The sequence below is a fragment of the Enterococcus sp. AZ009 genome, from assembly GCF_050548785.1.
GTDB lineage: Bacteria > Bacillota > Bacilli > Lactobacillales > Enterococcaceae > Enterococcus_D > Enterococcus_D entomosocium.
Window position 1 is genome coordinate 1,942,406 of record NZ_CP172960.1, and the last position, 20,261, is coordinate 1,962,666.

Genomic DNA, 20,261 nt, shown 5'->3' on the forward strand with positions numbered 1-20,261 from the left:
TCAAAATCTGATCTACTGTTTTTCACTATTCTCAGTTATTCGGAGTTACCATCATTTGGTTCTGGTGGATCCGGCGGTGAAGAAGGATTTTCTTCACTGCTGGAAGGCGTTGTTGAGCCAGGATCCTGACTAGAAGCAGGTGGTGTAACGACTGAAGATGAATCATCCTCATCAGGTGTTGTCACTGGGGGTGTCACTTCGCTTGATGATTCTGTTGTACTTGATGGTGTTGCTTCACTACTTTCTGTAGAAGGTGTCGTCGGTTCAACGTACGAACTACTGCTGGACGAACTTGGTGCTGAATAGCTTGGCTGCGTGTATGTCCCTTCAAGATAAAGCTCTCTTCCGATCCGTGTCAGTCCATCTGGCATTGTCCAGTCCGTGTTTTCTACAGAAGCAGAAACATAGCGCATCAATTCACGATAGACATCAGAAGCCACATGGGTACTGCTATCAGTGATCGGTGTCATTTTGTCGTTGTATCCGGTCCATACCGCCAATGAGTAGGAGGGAGTATAGCCGGCAAAAGTAATATCCGGATAAGCACCGTTTGATGTATCCAGTTGTGCTAGCTGGTCATCGGTGTAATTGGAAGTTCCCGTTTTCCCTGCTTGGTATAACCCATCGATTTGCGCATTGGTCCCAGTACCGACAGAAATAACATCTTTCAAAATATCGGTCACCATATAAGCCGTCGTATCATCCATTGCTTCTTGACCATCAACTTTAAAGGATTCTTCATCTTCGGTCCCATCTTGCATGACGATTTTGTTGACGTACTGAGGTTCATAATAGGTTCCACCGTTTGAAAAAGCAGCATAAGCAGCGGCCATTTTCAGGCTGGAGATCCCATATTTTGTGCCATCTAATTTATCCGTATTGCTAGAAATCGCATTAGATTGAGTAATCGTGTGGTATTCGATACCCAACCCGCTAAGAAAGTCGGCGATATTATCCGCTCCAACTTCATCAAACAATTTCACTGCTGGTACATTTCTGGATTCTGCTAAAGCAGTTCGAAGCGTGATATTGCCCATATATTGGCGATCCCAGTTGTACACAGGAATATCGGTTCCTTTATAAGTATAAGGTTCATCTAAAATCATTCTACCGGTAGAGTCTTGTAGAAATTGGAAGGCAGGGCCGTAGTCTGTGATCGGTTTAACGGTCGATCCAAAGTCCCGAGCGACGTTGACAGCCAGGTTGTTTGCTAGAACGTCATCAACGTTGCGGGCACCAATTTGAGCCGTGACTTTGCCCGTATTGACATCAACTAAAGTAGCGGCAACTTGCATCTTGTCGTCTGGATAATTAACATAATCATCGCTGTTGACGATGTCATATAACCGTTTTTGCGCATCGATATCGACATTGGTGTAAATATCTAAGCCATCGGTATAAACATCTTTGCCGGTTTTTTCTTTGACTTCTGCGATCACTTCGTTGAAGTAATTATCAAAGTACTTCCACTCTTGGTTTTCTCGCGGGTTTTCTTGCAATCCTTCTTGAATATCTTCGGCAACGGCCGCATCATATTCCGCTTGCGTGATTTTCTCGTTTTCAAGCATTGCGCCTAAAACCACATCTCGACGACTTTTCGCATTATCAGGATGAGCGAAAGGATCAAACGCAGAAGGGGCATTTGGTAAACCAGCAATCAAAGCGGTTTGCGCTAGGTCTAGTTCAGCCAAAGGTTTGCCGTAAAACTTCATAGCAGCTGTTTGCATTCCATAAACCCCGTTGGACATATATACCTTATTAATATAGTAAGTCAAAATTTCCTGCTTTGATTTGGTTTGTTCAAGCCGAACCGCCATCCAAGCTTCTTGTGCTTTTCTTCGTAACGTTTGATCTTCGGCGCTGGTAGAAAAGAAGGACAGCTTGATCAATTGCTGAGTCAACGTACTTCCGCCTTGCATACCGCCGGTTGTGGCATTGGATAATGCAGAACCAACGATTCGGATCGGATCGACACCGATATGCTGATAGAACCGACGATCTTCGACAGAGACGATCGCATCTTCCAGCAGTTGGGGAATCTCACTTGCGGTGATTTTTTCTCTCGTTTCACTTCCGAATTCAGTGATCAATTCACCGTTGGAGGCATAAAAGCGCGAAGAAACAGTCGAATCCAAACGTGTTTCATCAAGTGCTGGTGCATCTTTGGCGTACCACCAAAACAGCCCCATTCCTGATAAAATCCCGATACAGCCTAAGAAAAATAGGCCCATAAACACTTTTAAAAGAATACTCCCAATATTTCGTTTGCCTTTGGCTTTAGGGGGCTTTGGTGCTTTTTTAGCAGTACCTTTCTTAGAGTCATGCCGAGAGGTCCTCGATTGTGATTCATTTGCCATACTCATCATTCTCCTTCATCGTTAAAAATTGATCAACTGCTTTTAAATAGGGAATACGCGGCGCAATAGTGGGGATGATTTCGATTCCATTGGTTTCGATATAGGCCAACGTCAATGATTTTTTTCCCGTTTCCTTTTGCAGGTGCCACTGAGAAACTAAGCACTTGCTATCTAGAAAAAAGCAGCGTTGTAGACTAGAAAACCATAAAAGAACAAAACATAATCCCGCTTGTTCCAAACAGTCTTCCATATGCTTGATTTGGTGTGGATGAAAATTTTTAAAGGGAAATGACGTTTTGTTTTGAGTCTCTTTCGCTTCAAAGTCGATATATTGCCCTTGATAAACCCCATTGTAATCGGTGGTAGAGGCCTCTCGAAAGTAGGCTTCTTTGATTACGGCGGCGCTTCTTCTCGGATAATCTACCTTGACGATTTGAACTGGTGTCGGTTTCTTATGAATGACCGCAAGTTTGCGATTTAAATAATAAAGGTTGCTTTCATTGATCGCTTCTTCAAAACGCATCCCACGATTGGCATACGTTTTTGGCTTTATTAGTTTTTCTTGCATTTTTTGTTTTTTGCCGTCATCATAGGTAGTAGATTGTCCATTCGGGTAACGAATAACCATGTTGTTCACACTCCTAGGCAACATTATACCAAAAAGTCGTTTGGAAAGAAAAGAGATGACCAGAGAAACAATGAAAACCTTATACTTTACTGGCTATCGTAATTATGAATTAGGTGTCTTTCAAGCAAAAGATCCCAAGATTGCAGTTATTAAGAAAGTAATAATGTCGGCATTGACCAATTATGTCGAAGAAGGGCTAGAATGGCTCTTGATCAGCGGGAATCTTGGAGCAGAGCTGTGGTGTGCCGAAGCCATTGAACAATTAAAACAAACATACCCGGAACTGAAACTAGGAATTATTTTTCCTTTTGAAGGGTTTGGTGAAAATTGGAACGAAACGAATCAACAGGCACTGCAAACAGCGAAGTCATTTGCCGATTATGTCAATGCCACCAGCCATAAGCCTTACCAAGACCCCAGTCAATTAAGAAATCACACAGCGTTTTTACTGGAGCATACTGAAGGTGCACTTGTGTTATATGATGACGAATTTCCAGGAAAACCTAATTATTTCTTAAGAGATGCGAAAGCCTATAGTGAGCAAAATCCCTACTTTATTCATCAAATAACAATGGATGATTTACAAAACGCAACATTTGATAGTAATTTACTTTGATTTTCGTATATTTTTTGATAGAATGGTCTAGAAAGTGAAAACCATTTGGAATAAACAATGAGGTGTAAATAATGGCAAATTTAATTTATAGTCCAAAAGATATTCTGCAACAAGAATTCAAAACAAAAATGCGTGGATATGATCCAGTGGAAGTGGACGAGTTTTTAGATAATATCATTAAAGACTACGAAAGCTACAATAAAGAGATCTTAGCCCTGCAAGAAGAAAACGATCGTCTGACAGCGAAAATCGATCAATTGTCGAAAAACCAAGCAATCGCTTCTCGTGTTCAACAAGAAGCACCGAAAAGCCAAACAGTCACAAATTTTGATATTTTAAAACGTTTGTCTAATCTTGAAAAAGAAGTGTTTGGCAAAAAGCTTGATCGTGAATCAGAACCTGTCACTCGTTCTTCTTCATACAACAGCAACTATACAAATGCTGATTTTGAAGACGACAACGAAAAAACCCGTCAATTCTAATGTAGAAAAGATAGTTGTGATTTTCGGGTAATTGCGGCATAACTCGATTATGCTGAGGAAAGTCCATGCTCGCACAAGCTGAGACGCTTGTAGTGTTCGTGCCTAGCGAAACCATAAGCTAGGGTACTTGAGAAAGTAACGGCAGGAAAAATGGCTAAGGTGCAAGCTATGCCAAAGTATCCTTGAAAGTGCCACAGTGACGAAGCAAGCCGGGAAACCGTCTTGGTGGAACGCGGTAAACCCCTCGAGCGAGCAACCCAAACAATGGTAGGGGCACTTTTTGCACGGAAATGAACGGAGCAAGAAGGCAAGTAATTGCAGATAGATAATTACCCAGTGTTTTCTTCTCCCTGAGGAAAATACGGACAAAACATGGCTTATAGAAAATCACAACCTATCAGGGAATCCTTCCAGCAACGGAAGGTTTTTTTATACCAAGAAGGAGAGCGTTATGACTGAAAAAACATTTAATTGTATTGCCACCGCTGCGAGCGGTTTAGAAGCACTAGTGGGCAAAGAATTACGGGATTTAGGGATCGAGTGTGAGGTTGAAAACGGCCGAGCGCGCTTTAAAGGGACAATGGAGACCATTGCTACCGCGAACTTGTGGCTCCGTACAGCCGACCGTATCAAAATCGTCGTTGGGGAATTTGACGTATTGACTTTCGATCAGCTGTTTGAAGAAGTTAAAGCGTTACCGTGGGAAGACTTTTTACCGTTAGACGCTGAATTTCCAGTAGCCGGAAAATCAATCAAATCAAAATTGTATAGTGTACCTGACTGCCAAGCGATTACCAAAAAAGCAATCGTCAATCGCTTAAGAGAAGTATATCATCGTCCGGCAAGTGTGCCGCTGACTGAAACTGGCGCTTTTTTCCAATTAGAAGTCGCTTTATTGAAAGACCATGCGATGATCACATTGGATACGACTGGCCCTAGTTTGTTTAAACGCGGCTATCGTTTAGAAAAAGGGGGCGCACCTCTGAAAGAAAACATGGCTGCGGCTTTAGTGATGCTGACAAATTGGTACAAAGACAAGCCTTTTGTCGATCCCGTTTGTGGATCAGGCACATTGTGTATTGAAGCAGCTTTGATCGGCCATAATATCGCCCCTGGATTTAATCGGGAATTTGTTTGCGAAACGTGGGATTGGTTCCCAGCAGAAGTATTTGAAAAAGTACGGAAAGAAGCAGATGAAGCAGCAGATTATGATGTCGAATTAGATATTACCGGTTCGGATATCAATGGTCGAATGATTGAGATCGCCCGCCGGAATGCGGAAGAAATCGGTCTAGGAGACTCGATCACCTTCAAACAACAAGCTGTTAAAGACTTTAAAACAGAAAAAGAGTATGGTGTCGTTGTGGCTAACCCTCCTTATGGCGAACGCTTAGGAGAAGAAGAGTCTGTTCAGCGACTGTATCAAGAAATGGGCCAAGTGTTTCGACCGCTTAAAACATGGAGTAAATACTTTTTGACCAGTGACTTGACTTTTGAGACCCATTACGGCGAAAAAGCGACAAAAAAACGCAAATTATACAACGGTGCGATTCGTACCGATCTCTTCCAATACTGGGGACAACGTCCGCCACGCAAAAAGGAGTTTGCTGAATGAAAGAACAAGAATTTCTGAAAGAATTAAAAGAAATCGATCTATTACAACAAGCAATGGGGATCTTAGGCTGGGACAATCAAACGGGGATGCCAGAAAAAGCCAGTGATTACCGGGCGGAAGTTGACAGCTATTTATATGGCCTCTATTTTGACAAAAAAATTGGAGAGCCGATCCAAGAAGCAATCAGCTATTTTGGGAAACACCCAGAAGAATTATCAGAAGTTGGGAAAGCGGCTTATCAGCTAGTCAAAGAAGAGTATGAATTGCAAAAAGATGTACCAAATGAGTTGGCGATGGCGGCTTCCGCAGCAACGTCAAAAGCACATACTGCTTGGCTCAAAGCCCGTAAAGAAAAAGATTTTTCTTTATTTAAAGACGCACTTTCTGAAAATATTCGCTTGACGAAAGAATTGATTCCTTATTGGAAGAAGAATGAGCTGACAAACTATGATGTGTTGTTAAACCAATACGAACCAAATATGACGGTTGAGATCTTGGATAATGTTTTCTCACAAGTGAGAGACGGTATCATGGATATTCGTCGTCAATTGGCTGAAAAAGGAACAGCACCAGATACTTCGATCCTGTCACGTAAGATGACCGAAGCGCAGCAACGTAAATTTATCTCAAAAGTGATTGCCGACTTAGGCTATGACTTTTCTCGCGGCCGCTTGGATAATACGGTCCACCCATTTGCTACGGGGATCAATCACAACGATGTGCGTTTGACTACTCGTTGGAGCGAAAACGATTTTTCAATGGGACTATTCGGTGTAATTCATGAAGCCGGACATGGAATGTACGAGCAAAATATTGACGAAAAATACGAAGGAACACCGGTTCATGAAGGAGCGTCTATGGGGATCCACGAATCTCAATCGCTTTTTAATGAAATCATTATCGGCAGTAATCGCAATTTCTGGGCCAAGCAATACCCATTTTTCCAAGAATGTGCGGAAGGCTCGTTTGATGATGTGTCTTTTGACACCTTCTATGATTCTTTGAAGCATTCTAAAGCCAGCTTGATCCGTATTGAAGCTGACAGTTTGACTTACGTAATCCATATCATTATTCGTTACGAGATCGAAAAAATGATCTTTAACGAAACCGTATCGATCGATGAACTGCCGAAAATCTGGAATGACAAATACGAGGAATATTTAGGGATTCGTCCAGAGAATGACCTTGAAGGAATCTTACAAGATGTTCATTGGTCAGGTTCCAGCTTTGGTTACTTCCCATCCTATGCGTTAGGGTATATGTATGCCGCGCAATTACTGCATGCGATGGAAAAAGAAATCAATGTCGATGAAGTGTTGGCTTCAGATGATTATTCACCGATTCGTAAATGGCTGACTGAAAATATCCATCAATATGGCGCATCAAAGAAACCAAATGAATTGATTTTAGATGCAACGGATGAATTATTGAATCCTCAATATCTATTAGACTATTTACGCAAGATATATTTTAGTGTCTATAAAATCAGCGAGACGCAAGATTTCGCTTAAAAATAACGAGTGGAAAGAAGCTTCGCAAGACGTTGCCGCCCTAACTGTTTCGTGGGATGCTCGTTTTGTTGAACTTCTTTTCCTTTTGTATCGATAACCATTGAAAAAAGGAAGGCTTGCTGCTTTCGTATCGAAAGAAGGAGAAAGATGAAGGAAGAAAACAATGTTACCGATCTTAGCAAAGTAATTGCCTATGCCGAAAGTATTTTGGGGAATGATTACACAGGACATGGGTTTGATCATGTCAAACGGGTGGCGGGCTTAAGTCAAGCTATCATCGATGCCGACGAATTGGCGGTTGATCGTTTTGTCGTACAGGCGGCAGCTTACTTGCATGATACGGTGGATGACAAAGTTGTGGCGGATGTCACAGCGGCTTATGCCGAAGTGCGAGTTTGTTTGACCGCAGCAGGGGCAAGTGAAGCACAAACGAAAGAAATTTTTTCTATTATCGAAAATCTGTCTTTTTCAAAAGAACTTTTGCAAGGTGCACAAGTTGTCTCAGTAGAAGGCCGCGTCGTTCGTGATGCAGATCGTCTCGATGCTTTAGGTGCGATCGGTATTTTACGGACGAGCTATTTTGGTGGCAGTCATCAACACCCGATCCATGTCAGTGACTTAGCCCCAAAGACGTTTCAAAATCATGAGGATTACCGAAAAGGGACGACGGTGATCAATCATTTTTATGAAAAACTATTTTTGCTTCCTGAAAAGATGACCACGGATTATGGCAAAAAAGAAGCTCAGCGACGTGTGGTTTTCATGAAGGATTTTTTAGAAGAATTCTATGCAGAATGGGATGTCTAACTTTGTTTAGAGTTTTTTAAACTGAAATTCGATTATTTCCTTTTTCCTTTATTGTTCTTTATAATAGTAAGTACAAAGGAGGGATGGAAATGTACTACCAACAGGCATTACAACCGAGTGAACTATTGCCAGCGATTTCCAATTCAGGGGAATGCTTTTTTGTCATTCGGGCTGAGCTACCCATCCGGCAATATCAAATCGCAGTCTATCTTTACGACGATCAATTCTTTTTGTTGCAAGATGATCGCTTGTTTGATCAAATCGAACAAATCTCTAGTGAGACATTAGGGGACGAGGAAGAGATTTTACCATTTATCGAAGAAGCGTTGGAAGAAAACCATTATTTATTAGTGGAAAAAGCGTTTATTCGTTTAGATCTATCTACTTTACAAAAGATGACCGATCTTACTAGTTTCGATATCTTGTTTTATGAATTTTTTGATTCATGGGGGGAAGAAGAATGAAACGGACTGAATACGTAACACTCCAAGACAAAACATTGATTGACCTATTCCAGCAGTTAGGAGAGGATGTTTCGAATCTCGAGCTGATCGATGAAGAAAAGAATATCGATGTGGTGGTTGTGTCGAATAGTGACTGGCAATATTTATTGGAACAAGTCAATGATGATGTAAAAGAATCTTTTGCTGATACGTCAGAGACAGACCTGGATGAAGAACTAGCCGACGAATAAACGCTTTTTGTGGTTGATAAACTGTTTTACTACGGGAGTGGTGGTTGGATCTTTTGAAGGGATTTAGCAATCTAGGCAGCTTACCAAAAAAAATACGAAGCGATCTCATTTCCCATTAAGAGGAACAGGATCATTTCGTATTTCTAGGTAGGTTGCTTTTATTTTGTCCGCAGACGAACGTTTTTGACTTTTAGATAGCCGCGAATCAAGTTGAGAATAAGTAAAAGAATGCCCACAATCAATGGAATCGCTAATAAGTAGGGCGAGTAAAGGTGGGTTTCTTGCACGTGTTCAAGAGAAGTTTTCTCCACTTCATTGATGGCTTGTTGAATGACTTGTAAACTAAATCCAGTCAGAAAACCAGCAATGATGAATAGGGCAAATCCTAAGTAGGGTATATCGGAAGACCGGCGAAAAAGAGCAAAAGCTACATATAAAACCAAAAGGAATGCCGGTACGCCAAAGGCGAAATAGGGATTTAACATGGTTTTTTAACCTCCTTTTCTTTTATGATACTCCAAAATTTACGTTTTGGGAAATAGCGTGTAAGATAAAAAGAAAACGTGAAGGAGTTCTTTATGTCCGCTTATATTACCCCAATAAAGGTTGCTCTGCTAGTTTTTCCATTTCTAGCATTGGCGATATCAATGATTTTTTTTGTTATCCAATATCGAAAATACGGTCGTTTTATCTTTTCTCGTGCACTGGTTCTTTATTCGTTTGTCTTCTATTTATTATGCGCCTATTTTTTAGTTATTTTGCCATTGCCCTCGATTGAAGAGGTAGCTCATATGACTGGTCCTAAGATGGAATTGCAGCTAGGAGCATCCTGGCACCATTTTGTCCAACAGACGGTCTTAAATATCCACGACCCGCAAACCTATCTTCCTGCCATGAAGCAGGGGGTCTTTCTCGAACCACTCTTTAATTTATTGTTGACCTTGCCTTTCGGCGTTTACTTACGTTATTACTTCAAGTGTTCTTTTCTGAAAACGCTGGCGATTACGTTTTGTCTGACGTTGTTTTTTGAATTGACTCAGCTGACAGGACTTTATTTTATTTATCCCCGTCCTTATCGCTTATTTGATGTTAATGATCTCTTTGTCAATACACTAGGAGGATTGTTGGGGTGGAGCATTGCCCCGCTATTTACGTTCTTATTGCCATCAAGAGAAGAGATGGATGCAGATTCATACGCCAAAGGTACTCGGGTAACCGTAACACGAAGGATATTTGCTTGGTTGATCGATTGGGGAATACTGAATGTGGTCAGTTTCATTGTGGTGATCGCTGTTCGTTTGCTTACTCAACAGACGGTACGAGACTTTAGTGGGGACTATTGGTACTTTGCTCTTGAAGTATTACTGTACTTTGTGTTGTTTGCTTATCTTGCCAAAGGACAAACGATTGGAAAAAAACTCGTACGAATCAAAATCATGCAAGAAGCCCGTCAGAGGGTCAGCTTGGCTGCGTTATTGAAACGTTATGGTTTGTTTTATCTGATTTATGCCAGCATCAGTCGGGTCAACATCTTTTTTGCACCGTTTCTTGATTCGGATAATACGCTGCTTCTGGTCGTCAGTTTATTGATGGTGGTCATTTTTGGCTTGATCCAGTTTGGCTTTTACATGAATCTCTTTTGGGCTGCAATAAAAAAAGAAAGCCGCTTTTTCTATGAACGCCGCAGTGCAACGTATACAATTAGCACGATTGATCCAAAACCCGTGACAAAAGAAAGTTAGGAAATCAAGGCAACATATGCTATAATCCAAAGGATGCTAAAAGAAAGAAGGTGTTTGAATGTCTTTTGAGTCATTTAAATTTCAACCATTTATTTATGAAGCACTTGCTGATAAAAAGTTCTCTAATCCAACAGAAGTGCAAGAAAAATTGATACCTGTTATCCAAAAAGGCCGTAGTGTTGTTGGACAATCTCAGACTGGGAGTGGTAAGACCCATACATTTTTACTGCCATTGATGGATAAAATTGATGCCGAAAAAGATGAAGTGCAAGTCGTGATTACTGCACCGAGTCGTGAATTAGCCACACAAATTTATCAAGCCGCAAAACAGATCGGCGGGTTTCATGATCCGGAGATTCGTGTGTCAAATTTTGTTGGAGGAACGGATAAACAGCGCCAATTGAGCCGTCTGCAAAATCAACAGCCCCATGTCGTGATTGGGACACCTGGTCGTATCTTGGATATGATCAACGAACAAGCCTTAGGGGTTCACACTGCCAATGTATTTGTCGTGGATGAAGCAGACATGACCTTGGATATGGGCTTTTTGGAAGAAGTCGATCAAATTGCGGGGCGTTTGCCTGAGAAACTACAAATGCTGGTTTTCTCCGCAACGATTCCAGAGAAATTGCGCCCATTCTTGAAAAAATACATGGCCAATCCATTGATCGAAGAAATCAAATCGAAAGCAGCCATCTCTGATACGATCGAGAATTGGTTGATTTCTACCAAAGGGAAAAATACCAATAAATTGATCTATCAATTATTGACTACAGGCCATCCCTATCTTGCCATCGTTTTTGCCAACACGAAGAGCCGTGTGGATGAAATTACGGATTACTTAAAGGAACAAGGCTTAAAAGTAGCGAAGATCCACGGCGACATCAGTCCTCGTGAAAGAAAACGGATCATGCGCCAAGTGCAAAATTTGGACTACCAATATGTTGTCGCAACAGATTTAGCTGCGCGAGGAATTGATATTGAAGGGGTTTCTCATGTCATCAATGCCGAGATTCCAGCTGATTTGGATTTCTTTATCCACCGTGTTGGTCGGACCGGTCGAAACCAAATGAATGGGACTGCGATCACGTTGTATGATCCAAGCGATGAAGGAGCAATCCAAGCAATCGAAGATTTAGGGGTTGTTTTCCAACCGAAGGAAATCAAAAATGGCGAGATCGTTGCTACCTATGATCGGAATCGTCGTCAAAAACGGGAAAAATCTCGAGACGAATTAGATCCAACTTTAATTGGTTTAGTCAAGAAGAAGAAGAAGAAAATCAAGCCTGGCTACAAGAAAAAAATTCAATGGGCTGTTGATAAGAAGAACAAAGAAAAACGGAAGATCGAACGTCGTCAAACGACTCGAACTGCTCGCAAAAACAAAAAAAATTCGAATAGTTAATGCTTACCAAAACAGCAGTCAAGGAAGAGTAGTTCTCTTACTTGACTGCTGTTTTTAATTGTTTGGTCATTTCTACACACAATACGCCATCTTCAGCATAGGGCTCAGATGTTTTTTGATATCCACAGGATTCATAAAACGCACAAGCGTCGATCTCTGCGGATAAAACTGATTGGAGGGCTCCCTCTTGGATACCAAGTATTTCGAGGTAATGCAATAATTTGGTGCCGTATCCTCGGTGCCGAAAGGCCTTAGCTACGCAAAAGCGATCAGGTTGCAGAGTGTTCGGTGTAGAGAATTGATAGCGAATGGTAGCGATCGGTGTGTTTCCATCAAGCCAAAGAAAGTATGGACAGGTTTGGTCTTTTTCATCAAATTCCCATTCTGCCGGAATGTGCTGTTCTTCTACAAAAACGGCTTGCCGCAAGGCGAAAACCGCTTGTAGCATCCACGGACTGCGTCCAAAATAAAGCATCAGTCGTTTTCCTCCTTTTTCGTGGTATACTCGTTATATAGTAATTGTAGCAGATGAGAGGAGAAATGACGTGGATTTTTTTGAGGCGTTACAATGGTCACATTGGAAGACACTGTCCTTTGAAATCAAAGAACAGCTGATCCAGCAAATTTTAATGTATTTTGTCAGTCCTTTAAAGGAGATCACCGATGTCCATTTTAGTCAGTTGACGTATGCAGGATTGAAATGTGCTACCTTTGAATTAACGATCGATGGCGAAGACTTTGTCTTTATACCAGGGAATTCTGAGGCGATCTTAGGTTGGGATCTCGGTGTGCAAGGATTACCGGCTACTTGCTGGAGTAAAAATTGGCAGTCACCACCCAATGAGATCATTCGCCAACTGGAAACAATCTATGAGTTAGAAACCAGCCAGGATTGGGGGATTTTTGTCAATGAGTCGACGAGCCCTTTGCGTAAAGCTGTGATTGATCCCATGCTAGTCCAAAAAAGTTCTCTGCCTGCTGGCGCAAGGTATATCGGGCAGTTAAATACGATCACTGGGGAGTTTCACGGGTTAGTCGATCAATTCAGTGTTTTCGAAAAAGAGCTAAAGGCACAATTCACAGCACCAGCGTCCTTTGAGGAAAGCTTGCGTTGGGAATTACCCGCTTTTTATCACGAAGAGAATCGCTATTTTGCTGCACTAGAGCCGTTATCGGAAACCTATCAGTTATTTACCCACGAATCCGTCAGTCAAACAGAATTGAAACAGCAGTTAGATAAACAAGGCTTTCAGCTGCTTTCAGAGGATCAATGGGAATATGTCTGCGGTGCTGCTACTCGGCGACTTTTTCGCTGGGGCAATGAAAAGTCTTGCGACGATGGTGTCTCTTTGCCAACCGCTGAATTGCTTGAACCGAATTTATTTGGCTGCACCTATGGGCTTGCGGATGCGTGGGAGCTGACAGATGGCTTGTCTTTAAAAATGGAGAACTGGCAAATTTGTGGGCATCCCTTATTCGATGCATTGCCTTATGCCAGTTATTACCGTTCACGGAAAATGCTACAGCCAGATCAAAAGCTTTCTCCGCAGAGCTATCGTTACCGCAAAGCGATTCTGATCAATAAAGACCGGATTTGAGGATTGACTTTTTCGACACATTTCCTTATACTTTGAATGACGAAGGATATGGTCGGTTTGATGATTCATTACAGAAAGTTTTTCACTGCTGAGAGAAAAACATGAATTCAGACGGATTGCTCCCTTTGGTGCTCAACTGCAGCAGAAATGTTGCCGTCCACTCCGCGTTAACGAGTCTAAGAGGTAATGAGTCACATCATTGCAAGCAAGGTGGTACCGCGTATCGACGTCCTTGCTCTGCAATGGTGTTTTTTTATCGTCAAAACGACTCTACAGGCATAAGAGCGCCTTACCAGCAATTTTGTCAGCCCCTGTATCTTAAGCGAACACAGAAGAAAGTAGGAGAATAACGTGAAACAATTATCCAGTGCAGAAGTACGCCAAATGTTTTTGGACTTCTTTCAATCAAAAGGTCATTCAATTGAACCAAGTGCGTCCCTTGTCCCAGTCAACGATCCAACCCTATTATGGATCAATTCAGGGGTGGCAACGCTAAAAAAATATTTTGACGGCAGTGTTGTTCCTGAAAACCCAAGAATGACCAATGCGCAAAAATCAATTCGGACCAACGACATCGAAAACGTTGGGAAAACAGCAAGACACCATACGATGTTTGAAATGCTAGGAAACTTTTCGATCGGCGATTATTTCAAAAATGAAGCGATTCATTGGGCATGGGAGTTTTTGACTTCCCCAGAATGGATGGCTTTTGATCCAGAAAAGTTATATGTCACGGTTTATCCAAAAGACACAGAAGCAAAACGGATCTGGGCAGAAGAAGTCGGCTTGACACCAGAGCATATCGTTGAGATTGAAGACAACTTTTGGGACATTGGTGCAGGACCATGTGGACCGGATTCGGAGATTTTCTATGACCGTGGTCCTGAGTTTAATGACGTAGCGGAAGATGATCCCGAAAACTATCCTGGTGGCGAAAACGAGCGCTATTTGGAAATCTGGAATCTGGTCTTTTCAGAATTCAATCATCAACCAGATGGCTCCTATGAACCACTACCACATAAAAACATTGATACGGGGATGGGGCTGGAACGAATGGTTTCCATCGTTCAAAATGCACCAACCAATTTTGAAACAGACTTGTTTCTGCCGATCATCAATGCAGTGGCAGATTTAAGCGGTCGTGTGAACTACGGCGACAGCAAAACGACAGATATCTCCTTTAAAGTGATTGCAGACCATATCCGCGCGCTTTCTTTTGCGATCGGCGATGGGGCACTTCCTTCAAATGAAGGCCGTGGCTATGTTTTACGTCGTTTATTACGTCGTGCAGTCATGCATGGGAAAAAATTAGGGATCGATGCTGCCTTCTTATACAAATTAGTACCGATCGTTGGCGAGATCATGGAAAGCTACTATCCTGAAGTACTAGAGCAGCAAGAATTTATTGAAAAAGTGATCCGCAACGAGGAAGAACGTTTCCATGAAACCATCAATGAAGGGTTAGATATTTTAAATCAAGTGATTGCCCAAGTAAAAGCAGACAACCAAGATACGTTAGCTGGTCAAGATATTTTCAAATTGTATGATACTTACGGCTTCCCAGTTGAATTGACAGAAGAAGTGGCGGAAGACGAAGGGTTGAAAGTGGACCATCAAGGATTTGAACAAGAAATGGATGCACAACGTGCCCGCGCTCGTGCGGCTCGACAAACGGAGCTTTCAATGGGCGTACAATCCGCTTTATTGACGGATATCAAAGTAGACAGCCGTTTCGTTGGCTATGATTCACTTGAAGCTAACAGTGAATTATTAGTGATCATCCAAGACGAAGCGTTACACGATTCTGTTTCGACAGGTGAAGCAAAACTGATTTTTGCCGAAACACCATTTTACGCAGAAATGGGTGGACAAGTTGCGGACACAGGCACAATCGTAGCAGAAGATGGTACGATCGTAGCGGAAGTGACGGATGTCAAAAAAGCACCGAACGGTCAGTTCTTGCATACTGCTACAGTCAAAGCGCCACTACAAGAAGGCGTGAACTATTTCTTACAAGTGGATCAGCATCGTCGCAATAAGATTATCAAAAATCATACGGCGACTCACTTATTGCATAAAGCGTTAAAAGAAGTATTAGGTAGCCATGCGAACCAAGCAGGTTCATTAGTTGCTCCAGGACATTTGCGCTTTGACTTTAGTCATTTCGGGCAAGTGACCAGCGAAGAACTGAGCCAAATGGAACAAATCGTCAACCAAAAAATTTGGGAAGCCCTCCCTGTTGTGACGATCGAAACGGATATCGATACCGCAAAAGGCATGGGAGCGATGGCACTCTTTGGTGAAAAATATGGGCATGACGTTCGCGTCGTCAATGTTGCCGATTGGTCGATCGAATTATGTGGGGGAACCCATGTGGCAAATACGGAGGATATCGGTATTTTCAAAATCGTTTCTGAATCAGGGATCGGTGCTGGTGTTCGTCGGATCGAAGCCGTGACTAGTCAAGAGGCCTATACGTTATTGCATGAAGAAGAAACGCAATTAAAAGCAATCGCAGGAATCGTTAAATCTGCCCAATTAAAAGAAGTCGTTGCCAAAACAGAACAACTGCAAGCGCAGCTACGTGAATTGCAAAAAGAAAACGAAGCTCTTGCCAGCAAGTTAGCAAATCAGCAAGCAGGGGATGTTTTCAAAGATGTCAAAGAAGTAAATGGTCTGCGTCTAATCACAGCGAAAGTGACTGTTAAGGACATGAACCAATTACGTCAACTAGCCGATCAATGGAAACAAAAAGACCATTCTGATATTTTAGTGTTAGCTACCGCGAATGATGGCAAAGTGAATCTTTTAGCTGCTATGAACAAAGTAGCCAATGAAAAAGGATTGAAAGCGGGCGATTTGATCAAAGAGATCGCACCTAAAGTTGGTGGCGGCGGTGGCGGCCGTCCTGATATGGCACAAGCCGGCGGGAAGAATCCTGAAGGAATCACAGCAGCACTTGAGACCGCAGCAGCGTGGTTAGCTGCCAAGTAAGCACACTATGGTTGAATCTGTACCCGCGAGTTCCTTTCCTTCTAAGAAGATAGGTGAAAGAGGAGCGTAGGTCTTTAACACATTCCTTTTTTGAACGAAGATGACGGAGGGGGAGACCCTTCCGTTATCTTTTTCCTTTTTTCCTACGTGTTATCTGAAAATGCGTTCGATAATTGAAGGGAATTCGCTTTTTTTTCGAAAAAGCGATACGAATAGTTGTTTAATTGAATTCCTTCGGGGTAAAATAAGAAAGATGGTTTTTTGAGAGGGTGATGATTTGCTAAACTTTTTTTTAAATCGTAGCAAAAAAAATGGTGTCTACGAACGCACAGCCATTGGGAAGTTAGCGGGTAGCCTCGGGTTGCTTTCCAACCTCCTATTATTTGCCGGAAAATTTATCATTGGCTTATCTGCACAATCTGTTTCGATTATGGCCGATGCCATCAACAGTCTTTCAGATACAGCCTCGTCTATTTTAACATTGATCGGTTTTCGGATCTCGGCGAAACCAGCCGACAGTGAACATCCATATGGACATGAGCGATTTGAAGCCATCAGTGGGTTTGTGGTATCTTTGATCATCACGTTTGTTGGCGGTCAATTTCTCATCAGCTCTGTGCAACGCATCATGGAACCGACGAGTATCCGTCTTTCACCACTATTGTTTATCGTTTTGGTTTTATCGATTTTGATCAAAATCTGGCAGGGAGCAATGTACCGCAAACTGGCGAACCTGATTGGCTCTCAAACACTTAAAGCCAGTGGGCAAGACAGTCTCAACGATGTGTATACAACGGGTGCGGTTTTGTTTTCAGCGACGATCGAGTGGTTGACTGGCCTACGTATCGATGGCTTTGTCGGCTGTCTGATTGCCTTGTATATTTTGATTAGCGGAATCAAAATGATTCGTTCCTTTATCAACGAATTATTAGGGGCACGCCCAACGCAAGAAGAAGTAGCTGCCATGGAGCAGCGCTTGGATCACTATCCGACGATTCTCGGTTACCATGATTTACTGGTTCATAATTATGGACCGAAAAATCGCTTTGCCAGTGTGCATATCGAAGTGGATGAAACGTGGTCTTTACGAGAAGCGCATGAGGTGATTGATGCTATTGAACAAGATTTTCGCCAATCTTTAAAGGTCGACCTTGTCTGTCATCTTGATCCAGTACCAATTCAAGATCAGCAGTATCGGTATTTAAAAAAAGAAGTGTCAAAGATCATTCGCTTCGTTGATCCGCAGTTACGGATGCATGATTTTCAGGTCAAAGGAGATCTGTTGGCTTTTGATTTAGTGATTCCCGCAAAATCGGCGTATAGTGATCAAGAAATCGAAGAAATGCTGAAACAAAAAATCAAAGAAACACTAGGGGACTATGAATTGAAGCTTGCTTTCGATCATAGTTACCTATTATAGGGTTACAGGATATAGGAGGAAACTATGATAAAAATGGATATGAGCATGATTTCCACGGTATTATTGGCACTTTTGTTTATTAATACGATTGCTGCCTTTATTACTGTTTTTCGGAAACCACGCTCGATTGCAAGTGTCTTTGCTTGGATGATGACGTTGGTATTCATCCCCGGCATCGGGTTTTTGTTGTACTTGTTTTGTGGTCGGGGGATCGACGGAGAAATTATTTATAAATTTAGTGAGCACCACCAAAGTAGGATCAATGAGTTGAATCAAATCATCAAAGTGCACAATTATTCTTTTCCTGAACATCCTTACTCAGATGACAATCATCTATTAGAGCGCTATTTTAAGAACCTTGATGAATCGCCCTTGACTAAAGGAAACAAAGTAGAATTTTATACAGATGGAAAAGAAAAATTTGCAGCATTGTTTGAAGACATGAAGCAAGCAGAAGATAATCTGCATGTGGAATATTATTCGTTTTTTAATGATGAGATCGGTGGCCAATTTCTGTCTATCTTGATCGATAAAGCCCGTGAAGGTGTTGAAGTGCGTTTGGTCTATGATCCATGGGGGTCACCGAAAGCCAATCGGAAATTCTTTCAACCGTTGATTGATGCCGGTGGAAAAGTCGTGCCTTTCATCACTTCGAAGAACCTGATCCGTAACACACGATTGAACTATCATCTACATCGAAAAATCGTTGTGATCGATGGTCAAATTGGTTGGACTGGCGGCTTTAATGTCGGCGATCAATATTTAGGGAAAAAGGCCAAATTTGGCTATTGGCGAGACACCCATGCGAGAATCGTAGGTACTGCCAGTTTTACACTACAAGAGATTTTTATTCGTGACTGGAACGCATCTGTAAAAAAAGAAGAGGATCAACTGGAATACGAGGATCGCTACTTTATTCTACCGCCGAAAGAGCTCTCTGGAAATGTTGATTTGCAGATTGTCGCTGATGGTCCTGAAAGTGAGACCCAAATTCTCAAAGGCGGTTTTGTAAAAATGATCTTAGCTGCCAAAGAATCGATTTGGATCCAAACGCCTTATTTGATTCCTGATGACAGTATGATGAACGCATTGGAAATTGCCATCCACTCAGGTGTAGACGTCCGAATCATGATCCCATGTATGCCTGACCACCCATTCATTTACCGGGCAACACAGCATTATGCCAATTATTTGCATCGTCGTGGTGCAAAAATCTACATCTATAACAATGGTTTCCTCCATGCGAAGACGGTCATGATGGATGATACCATTAGTTCCTTTGGGACGACAAATCAAGACATTCGGAGTTATGCCTTGAATTTTGAAGTCAATGCTTTTGCCTACGATCACGATGTCACGCAAACGTTGAAAGGCTTCTTTGAAGAGGATATGGCGCAATCCACATTACTGACGGATGAAATTTTAGCTAAGCAGTCTTACTGGTTGCGCTTCAAACAAAACTTCTCTCGGTTATTGTCTCCGATCCTTTAATTTCAACGCCTTTGCTAATCCTTGGCGTGCCAAATGGTCGGCACCTTTGTTTTGGCTCTCAGGGATCCATTGGATGATCGCTAAAGGGAACTGTTTCAACAAGCATTGAATTTCCGTTAAATAATCAGAAAAAGCAGGGTTTTTGGTATAATTCTTGTCGATAGTCTGCGCAACGACTTTGCTGTCGGTATAGAGCATAATCGTCTGTTCCTGTAACCCTTTGTCAATCAGCAGCTGCAACGCGTTTACCATCACAGCGAACTCTGCTTGGTGGTTAGTTGAATCAGGTAGCGGAAACGCAATTTGCTCATGCAGATCAGTACCGACAATGACGATTCCACCGCCACTAGGGCCGGGGTTGCCTTTCGTGGAAGCATCAAGATAAACTTTTAACATTGTCTCACCCTTTTTTGATATGATAAAGATAGTATACTAGAAATTTTATGTTGTGAGGAACTTTTATGAAGCGTAAATTGTATTGGCAACCGGAAGCTGCTACAGCGATCATTTATTGGTCGTTTACTATGATGATATTATTTATCAGTTTGATTCTTTCGTTAGAAAATACCAGACCTTATTGGAAAAGCAACCTCGTTTTAGCCGTCTTTTTCTTTTTTGTATGGTTAGGTATTCACCGAAGCATGCTCATCAGAAATGATTTGCTCCTTATTCGCTATGCCCGCTTATGGAAGAAACGCCTTGTTTCTTTACCTGAGATAGAAAAATGGCAAATTGAAAACCATTTAATCAGCATTACCGATCATCAAAAAACGTATACCTTCACGTTACGTAAAAAAGATGTGGTATGGTTAGAAACTTTTTTTCAAGAAAAAATCCCTGAAAAAAGGGTGCAGGTCGAAACCAACGAGTAATTCATAGAAATCTAGAAAACAGCGATCAC

At 41.9% G+C, this 20,261-nt stretch carries 19 protein-coding genes and 1 other RNA gene; 15 read left to right on the plus strand and 5 right to left on the minus strand.

The window, feature by feature from the left end; all coding sequences use genetic code 11:
- Positions 1–35: 35 nt before the first annotated feature.
- A complete protein-coding gene (locus IGJ74_RS09345; protein ID WP_430608377.1) occupies positions 36–2,357 on the minus strand; it encodes a PBP1A family penicillin-binding protein in 2,322 nt (773 codons plus the stop codon).
- Positions 2,347–2,985, minus strand: coding sequence for a Holliday junction resolvase RecU (gene recU / locus IGJ74_RS09350; RefSeq protein ID WP_086372968.1), 639 nt, complete (start codon positions 2,983–2,985; stop codon positions 2,347–2,349). The genes IGJ74_RS09345 and recU overlap by 11 nt, the downstream gene beginning before the upstream one ends.
- 70 nt (positions 2,986–3,055) lie before the next feature.
- Here recU and IGJ74_RS09355 point away from each other — a divergent pair, with 70 nt between their 5' ends.
- The 8 genes from IGJ74_RS09355 (at position 3,056) to IGJ74_RS09390 (ending at position 8,710) form a co-directional block, all read left to right on the plus strand.
- Positions 3,056–3,601: a DUF1273 domain-containing protein gene (locus IGJ74_RS09355; RefSeq protein ID WP_008379834.1), complete on the plus strand. Its 546-nt coding sequence runs from the start codon at positions 3,056–3,058 to the stop codon at positions 3,599–3,601.
- Between the two features lie 71 nt (positions 3,602–3,672).
- A complete protein-coding gene (gene gpsB, locus IGJ74_RS09360; protein ID WP_005226142.1) occupies positions 3,673–4,083 on the plus strand; it encodes a cell division regulator GpsB in 411 nt (136 codons plus the stop codon).
- Between the two features lie 19 nt (positions 4,084–4,102).
- Positions 4,103–4,468, plus strand: an RNA gene (gene rnpB / locus IGJ74_RS09365) — RNase P RNA component class B.
- 66 nt (positions 4,469–4,534) lie between these two features.
- A complete protein-coding gene (locus tag IGJ74_RS09370) occupies positions 4,535–5,698 on the plus strand; it encodes a THUMP domain-containing class I SAM-dependent RNA methyltransferase (RefSeq protein ID WP_005236030.1) in 1,164 nt (387 codons plus the stop codon).
- Entirely contained in the window at positions 5,695–7,209 is a 1,515-nt protein-coding gene (locus IGJ74_RS09375) for a carboxypeptidase M32 (RefSeq protein WP_005236028.1), read from the plus strand. Before IGJ74_RS09370 ends, IGJ74_RS09375 begins: the two co-directional genes overlap by 4 nt.
- A 147-nt stretch (positions 7,210–7,356) precedes the next feature.
- Positions 7,357–8,016: an HD domain-containing protein gene (locus IGJ74_RS09380; protein ID WP_016620164.1), complete on the plus strand. Its 660-nt coding sequence runs from the start codon at positions 7,357–7,359 to the stop codon at positions 8,014–8,016.
- Positions 8,017–8,099: 83 nt separating this feature from the next.
- Positions 8,100–8,480 (plus strand): hypothetical protein, encoded by a 381-nt coding sequence (locus IGJ74_RS09385; RefSeq protein ID WP_005236023.1) that lies wholly within the window; start codon positions 8,100–8,102, stop codon positions 8,478–8,480.
- Positions 8,477–8,710, plus strand: coding sequence for a hypothetical protein (locus IGJ74_RS09390; RefSeq protein ID WP_005236021.1), 234 nt, complete (start codon positions 8,477–8,479; stop codon positions 8,708–8,710). Before IGJ74_RS09385 ends, IGJ74_RS09390 begins: the two co-directional genes overlap by 4 nt.
- A gap of 158 nt (positions 8,711–8,868) precedes the next feature.
- Here the strand turns inward: IGJ74_RS09390 and IGJ74_RS09395 are convergent, their stop codons facing one another.
- Positions 8,869–9,195 carry a hypothetical protein gene (locus IGJ74_RS09395; RefSeq protein WP_005236019.1) on the minus strand — a complete coding sequence of 109 codons (327 nt, stop codon included), beginning with the start codon at positions 9,193–9,195 and terminating at the stop codon, positions 8,869–8,871.
- A 93-nt stretch (positions 9,196–9,288) separates the two neighbouring features.
- Between IGJ74_RS09395 and IGJ74_RS09400 the strand changes: the two genes are divergently transcribed.
- The gene (locus IGJ74_RS09400; protein ID WP_008379845.1) at positions 9,289–10,452 is read left to right on the plus strand and encodes a VanZ family protein; all 1,164 of its coding nucleotides are present in this window, start codon (positions 9,289–9,291) and stop codon (positions 10,450–10,452) included.
- A gap of 58 nt (positions 10,453–10,510) precedes the next feature.
- Positions 10,511–11,857: a DEAD/DEAH box helicase gene (locus tag IGJ74_RS09405; protein ID WP_218193042.1), complete on the plus strand. Its 1,347-nt coding sequence runs from the start codon at positions 10,511–10,513 to the stop codon at positions 11,855–11,857.
- 37 nt (positions 11,858–11,894) lie between these two features.
- Here IGJ74_RS09405 and IGJ74_RS09410 read toward each other — a convergent pair whose 3' ends face one another.
- Positions 11,895–12,332, minus strand: a complete 438-nt coding sequence (locus IGJ74_RS09410) for a GNAT family N-acetyltransferase (protein ID WP_218193043.1) — start codon at positions 12,330–12,332, stop codon at positions 11,895–11,897.
- A gap of 70 nt (positions 12,333–12,402) precedes the next feature.
- Between IGJ74_RS09410 and IGJ74_RS09415 the strand changes: the two genes are divergently transcribed.
- From IGJ74_RS09415 to cls, 4 genes are all read left to right on the plus strand, one after another.
- Complete coding sequence (locus IGJ74_RS09415; protein ID WP_218193044.1) at positions 12,403–13,455, plus strand: DUF7278 family profilin-like fold-containing protein; 1,053 nt, start codon at positions 12,403–12,405, stop codon at positions 13,453–13,455.
- A 351-nt stretch (positions 13,456–13,806) separates the two neighbouring features.
- Positions 13,807–16,449 (plus strand): alanine--tRNA ligase, encoded by a 2,643-nt coding sequence (gene alaS, locus IGJ74_RS09420; protein WP_005236010.1) that lies wholly within the window; start codon positions 13,807–13,809, stop codon positions 16,447–16,449.
- 277 nt (positions 16,450–16,726) lie between these two features.
- Complete coding sequence (locus IGJ74_RS09425) at positions 16,727–17,869, plus strand: cation diffusion facilitator family transporter (RefSeq protein WP_005236009.1); 1,143 nt, start codon at positions 16,727–16,729, stop codon at positions 17,867–17,869.
- Positions 17,870–17,893: 24 nt separating this feature from the next.
- Positions 17,894–19,360: a cardiolipin synthase gene (gene cls, locus IGJ74_RS09430; protein WP_008379854.1), complete on the plus strand. Its 1,467-nt coding sequence runs from the start codon at positions 17,894–17,896 to the stop codon at positions 19,358–19,360.
- Here cls and IGJ74_RS09435 read toward each other — a convergent pair.
- Positions 19,340–19,756, minus strand: coding sequence for a ribonuclease HI family protein (locus IGJ74_RS09435; protein ID WP_005236004.1), 417 nt, complete (start codon positions 19,754–19,756; stop codon positions 19,340–19,342). The two genes, cls and IGJ74_RS09435, sit on opposite strands and share 21 nt — an antisense overlap.
- 65 nt (positions 19,757–19,821) lie before the next feature.
- Here IGJ74_RS09435 and IGJ74_RS09440 point away from each other — a divergent pair, with 65 nt between their 5' ends.
- The gene (locus tag IGJ74_RS09440) at positions 19,822–20,232 is read left to right on the plus strand and encodes an EbsA family protein (protein WP_087664149.1); all 411 of its coding nucleotides are present in this window, start codon (positions 19,822–19,824) and stop codon (positions 20,230–20,232) included.
- Positions 20,233–20,261 lie beyond the last annotated feature (29 nt).

Bases quoted from the DNA above. Each gene is read 5' to 3' on its own strand.
- gpsB (WP_005226142.1), top strand. From the start codon at position 3,673: ATGGCAAATTTAATTTATAGTCCAAAAGATATTCTGCAACAAGAATTC.
- IGJ74_RS09355 (WP_008379834.1), top strand. From the start codon at position 3,056: ATGAAAACCTTATACTTTACTGGCTATCGTAATTATGAATTAGGTGTC.
- IGJ74_RS09400 (WP_008379845.1), top strand. From the start codon at position 9,289: ATGTCCGCTTATATTACCCCAATAAAGGTTGCTCTGCTAGTTTTTCCA.
- recU (WP_086372968.1), bottom strand. From the start codon at position 2,985: ATGGTTATTCGTTACCCGAATGGACAATCTACTACCTATGATGACGGC.
- IGJ74_RS09440 (WP_087664149.1), top strand. From the start codon at position 19,822: ATGAAGCGTAAATTGTATTGGCAACCGGAAGCTGCTACAGCGATCATT.
- IGJ74_RS09345 (WP_430608377.1), bottom strand. From the start codon at position 2,357: ATGGCAAATGAATCACAATCGAGGACCTCTCGGCATGACTCTAAGAAA.
- IGJ74_RS09370 (WP_005236030.1), top strand. From the start codon at position 4,535: ATGACTGAAAAAACATTTAATTGTATTGCCACCGCTGCGAGCGGTTTA.
- IGJ74_RS09405 (WP_218193042.1), top strand. From the start codon at position 10,511: ATGTCTTTTGAGTCATTTAAATTTCAACCATTTATTTATGAAGCACTT.
- IGJ74_RS09390 (WP_005236021.1), top strand. From the start codon at position 8,477: ATGAAACGGACTGAATACGTAACACTCCAAGACAAAACATTGATTGAC.
- IGJ74_RS09380 (WP_016620164.1), top strand. From the start codon at position 7,357: ATGAAGGAAGAAAACAATGTTACCGATCTTAGCAAAGTAATTGCCTAT.
- IGJ74_RS09435 (WP_005236004.1), bottom strand. From the start codon at position 19,756: ATGTTAAAAGTTTATCTTGATGCTTCCACGAAAGGCAACCCCGGCCCT.
- IGJ74_RS09410 (WP_218193043.1), bottom strand. From the start codon at position 12,332: ATGCTTTATTTTGGACGCAGTCCGTGGATGCTACAAGCGGTTTTCGCC.
- cls (WP_008379854.1), top strand. From the start codon at position 17,894: ATGATAAAAATGGATATGAGCATGATTTCCACGGTATTATTGGCACTT.
- IGJ74_RS09375 (WP_005236028.1), top strand. From the start codon at position 5,695: ATGAAAGAACAAGAATTTCTGAAAGAATTAAAAGAAATCGATCTATTA.
- IGJ74_RS09395 (WP_005236019.1), bottom strand. From the start codon at position 9,195: ATGTTAAATCCCTATTTCGCCTTTGGCGTACCGGCATTCCTTTTGGTT.
- IGJ74_RS09385 (WP_005236023.1), top strand. From the start codon at position 8,100: ATGGAAATGTACTACCAACAGGCATTACAACCGAGTGAACTATTGCCA.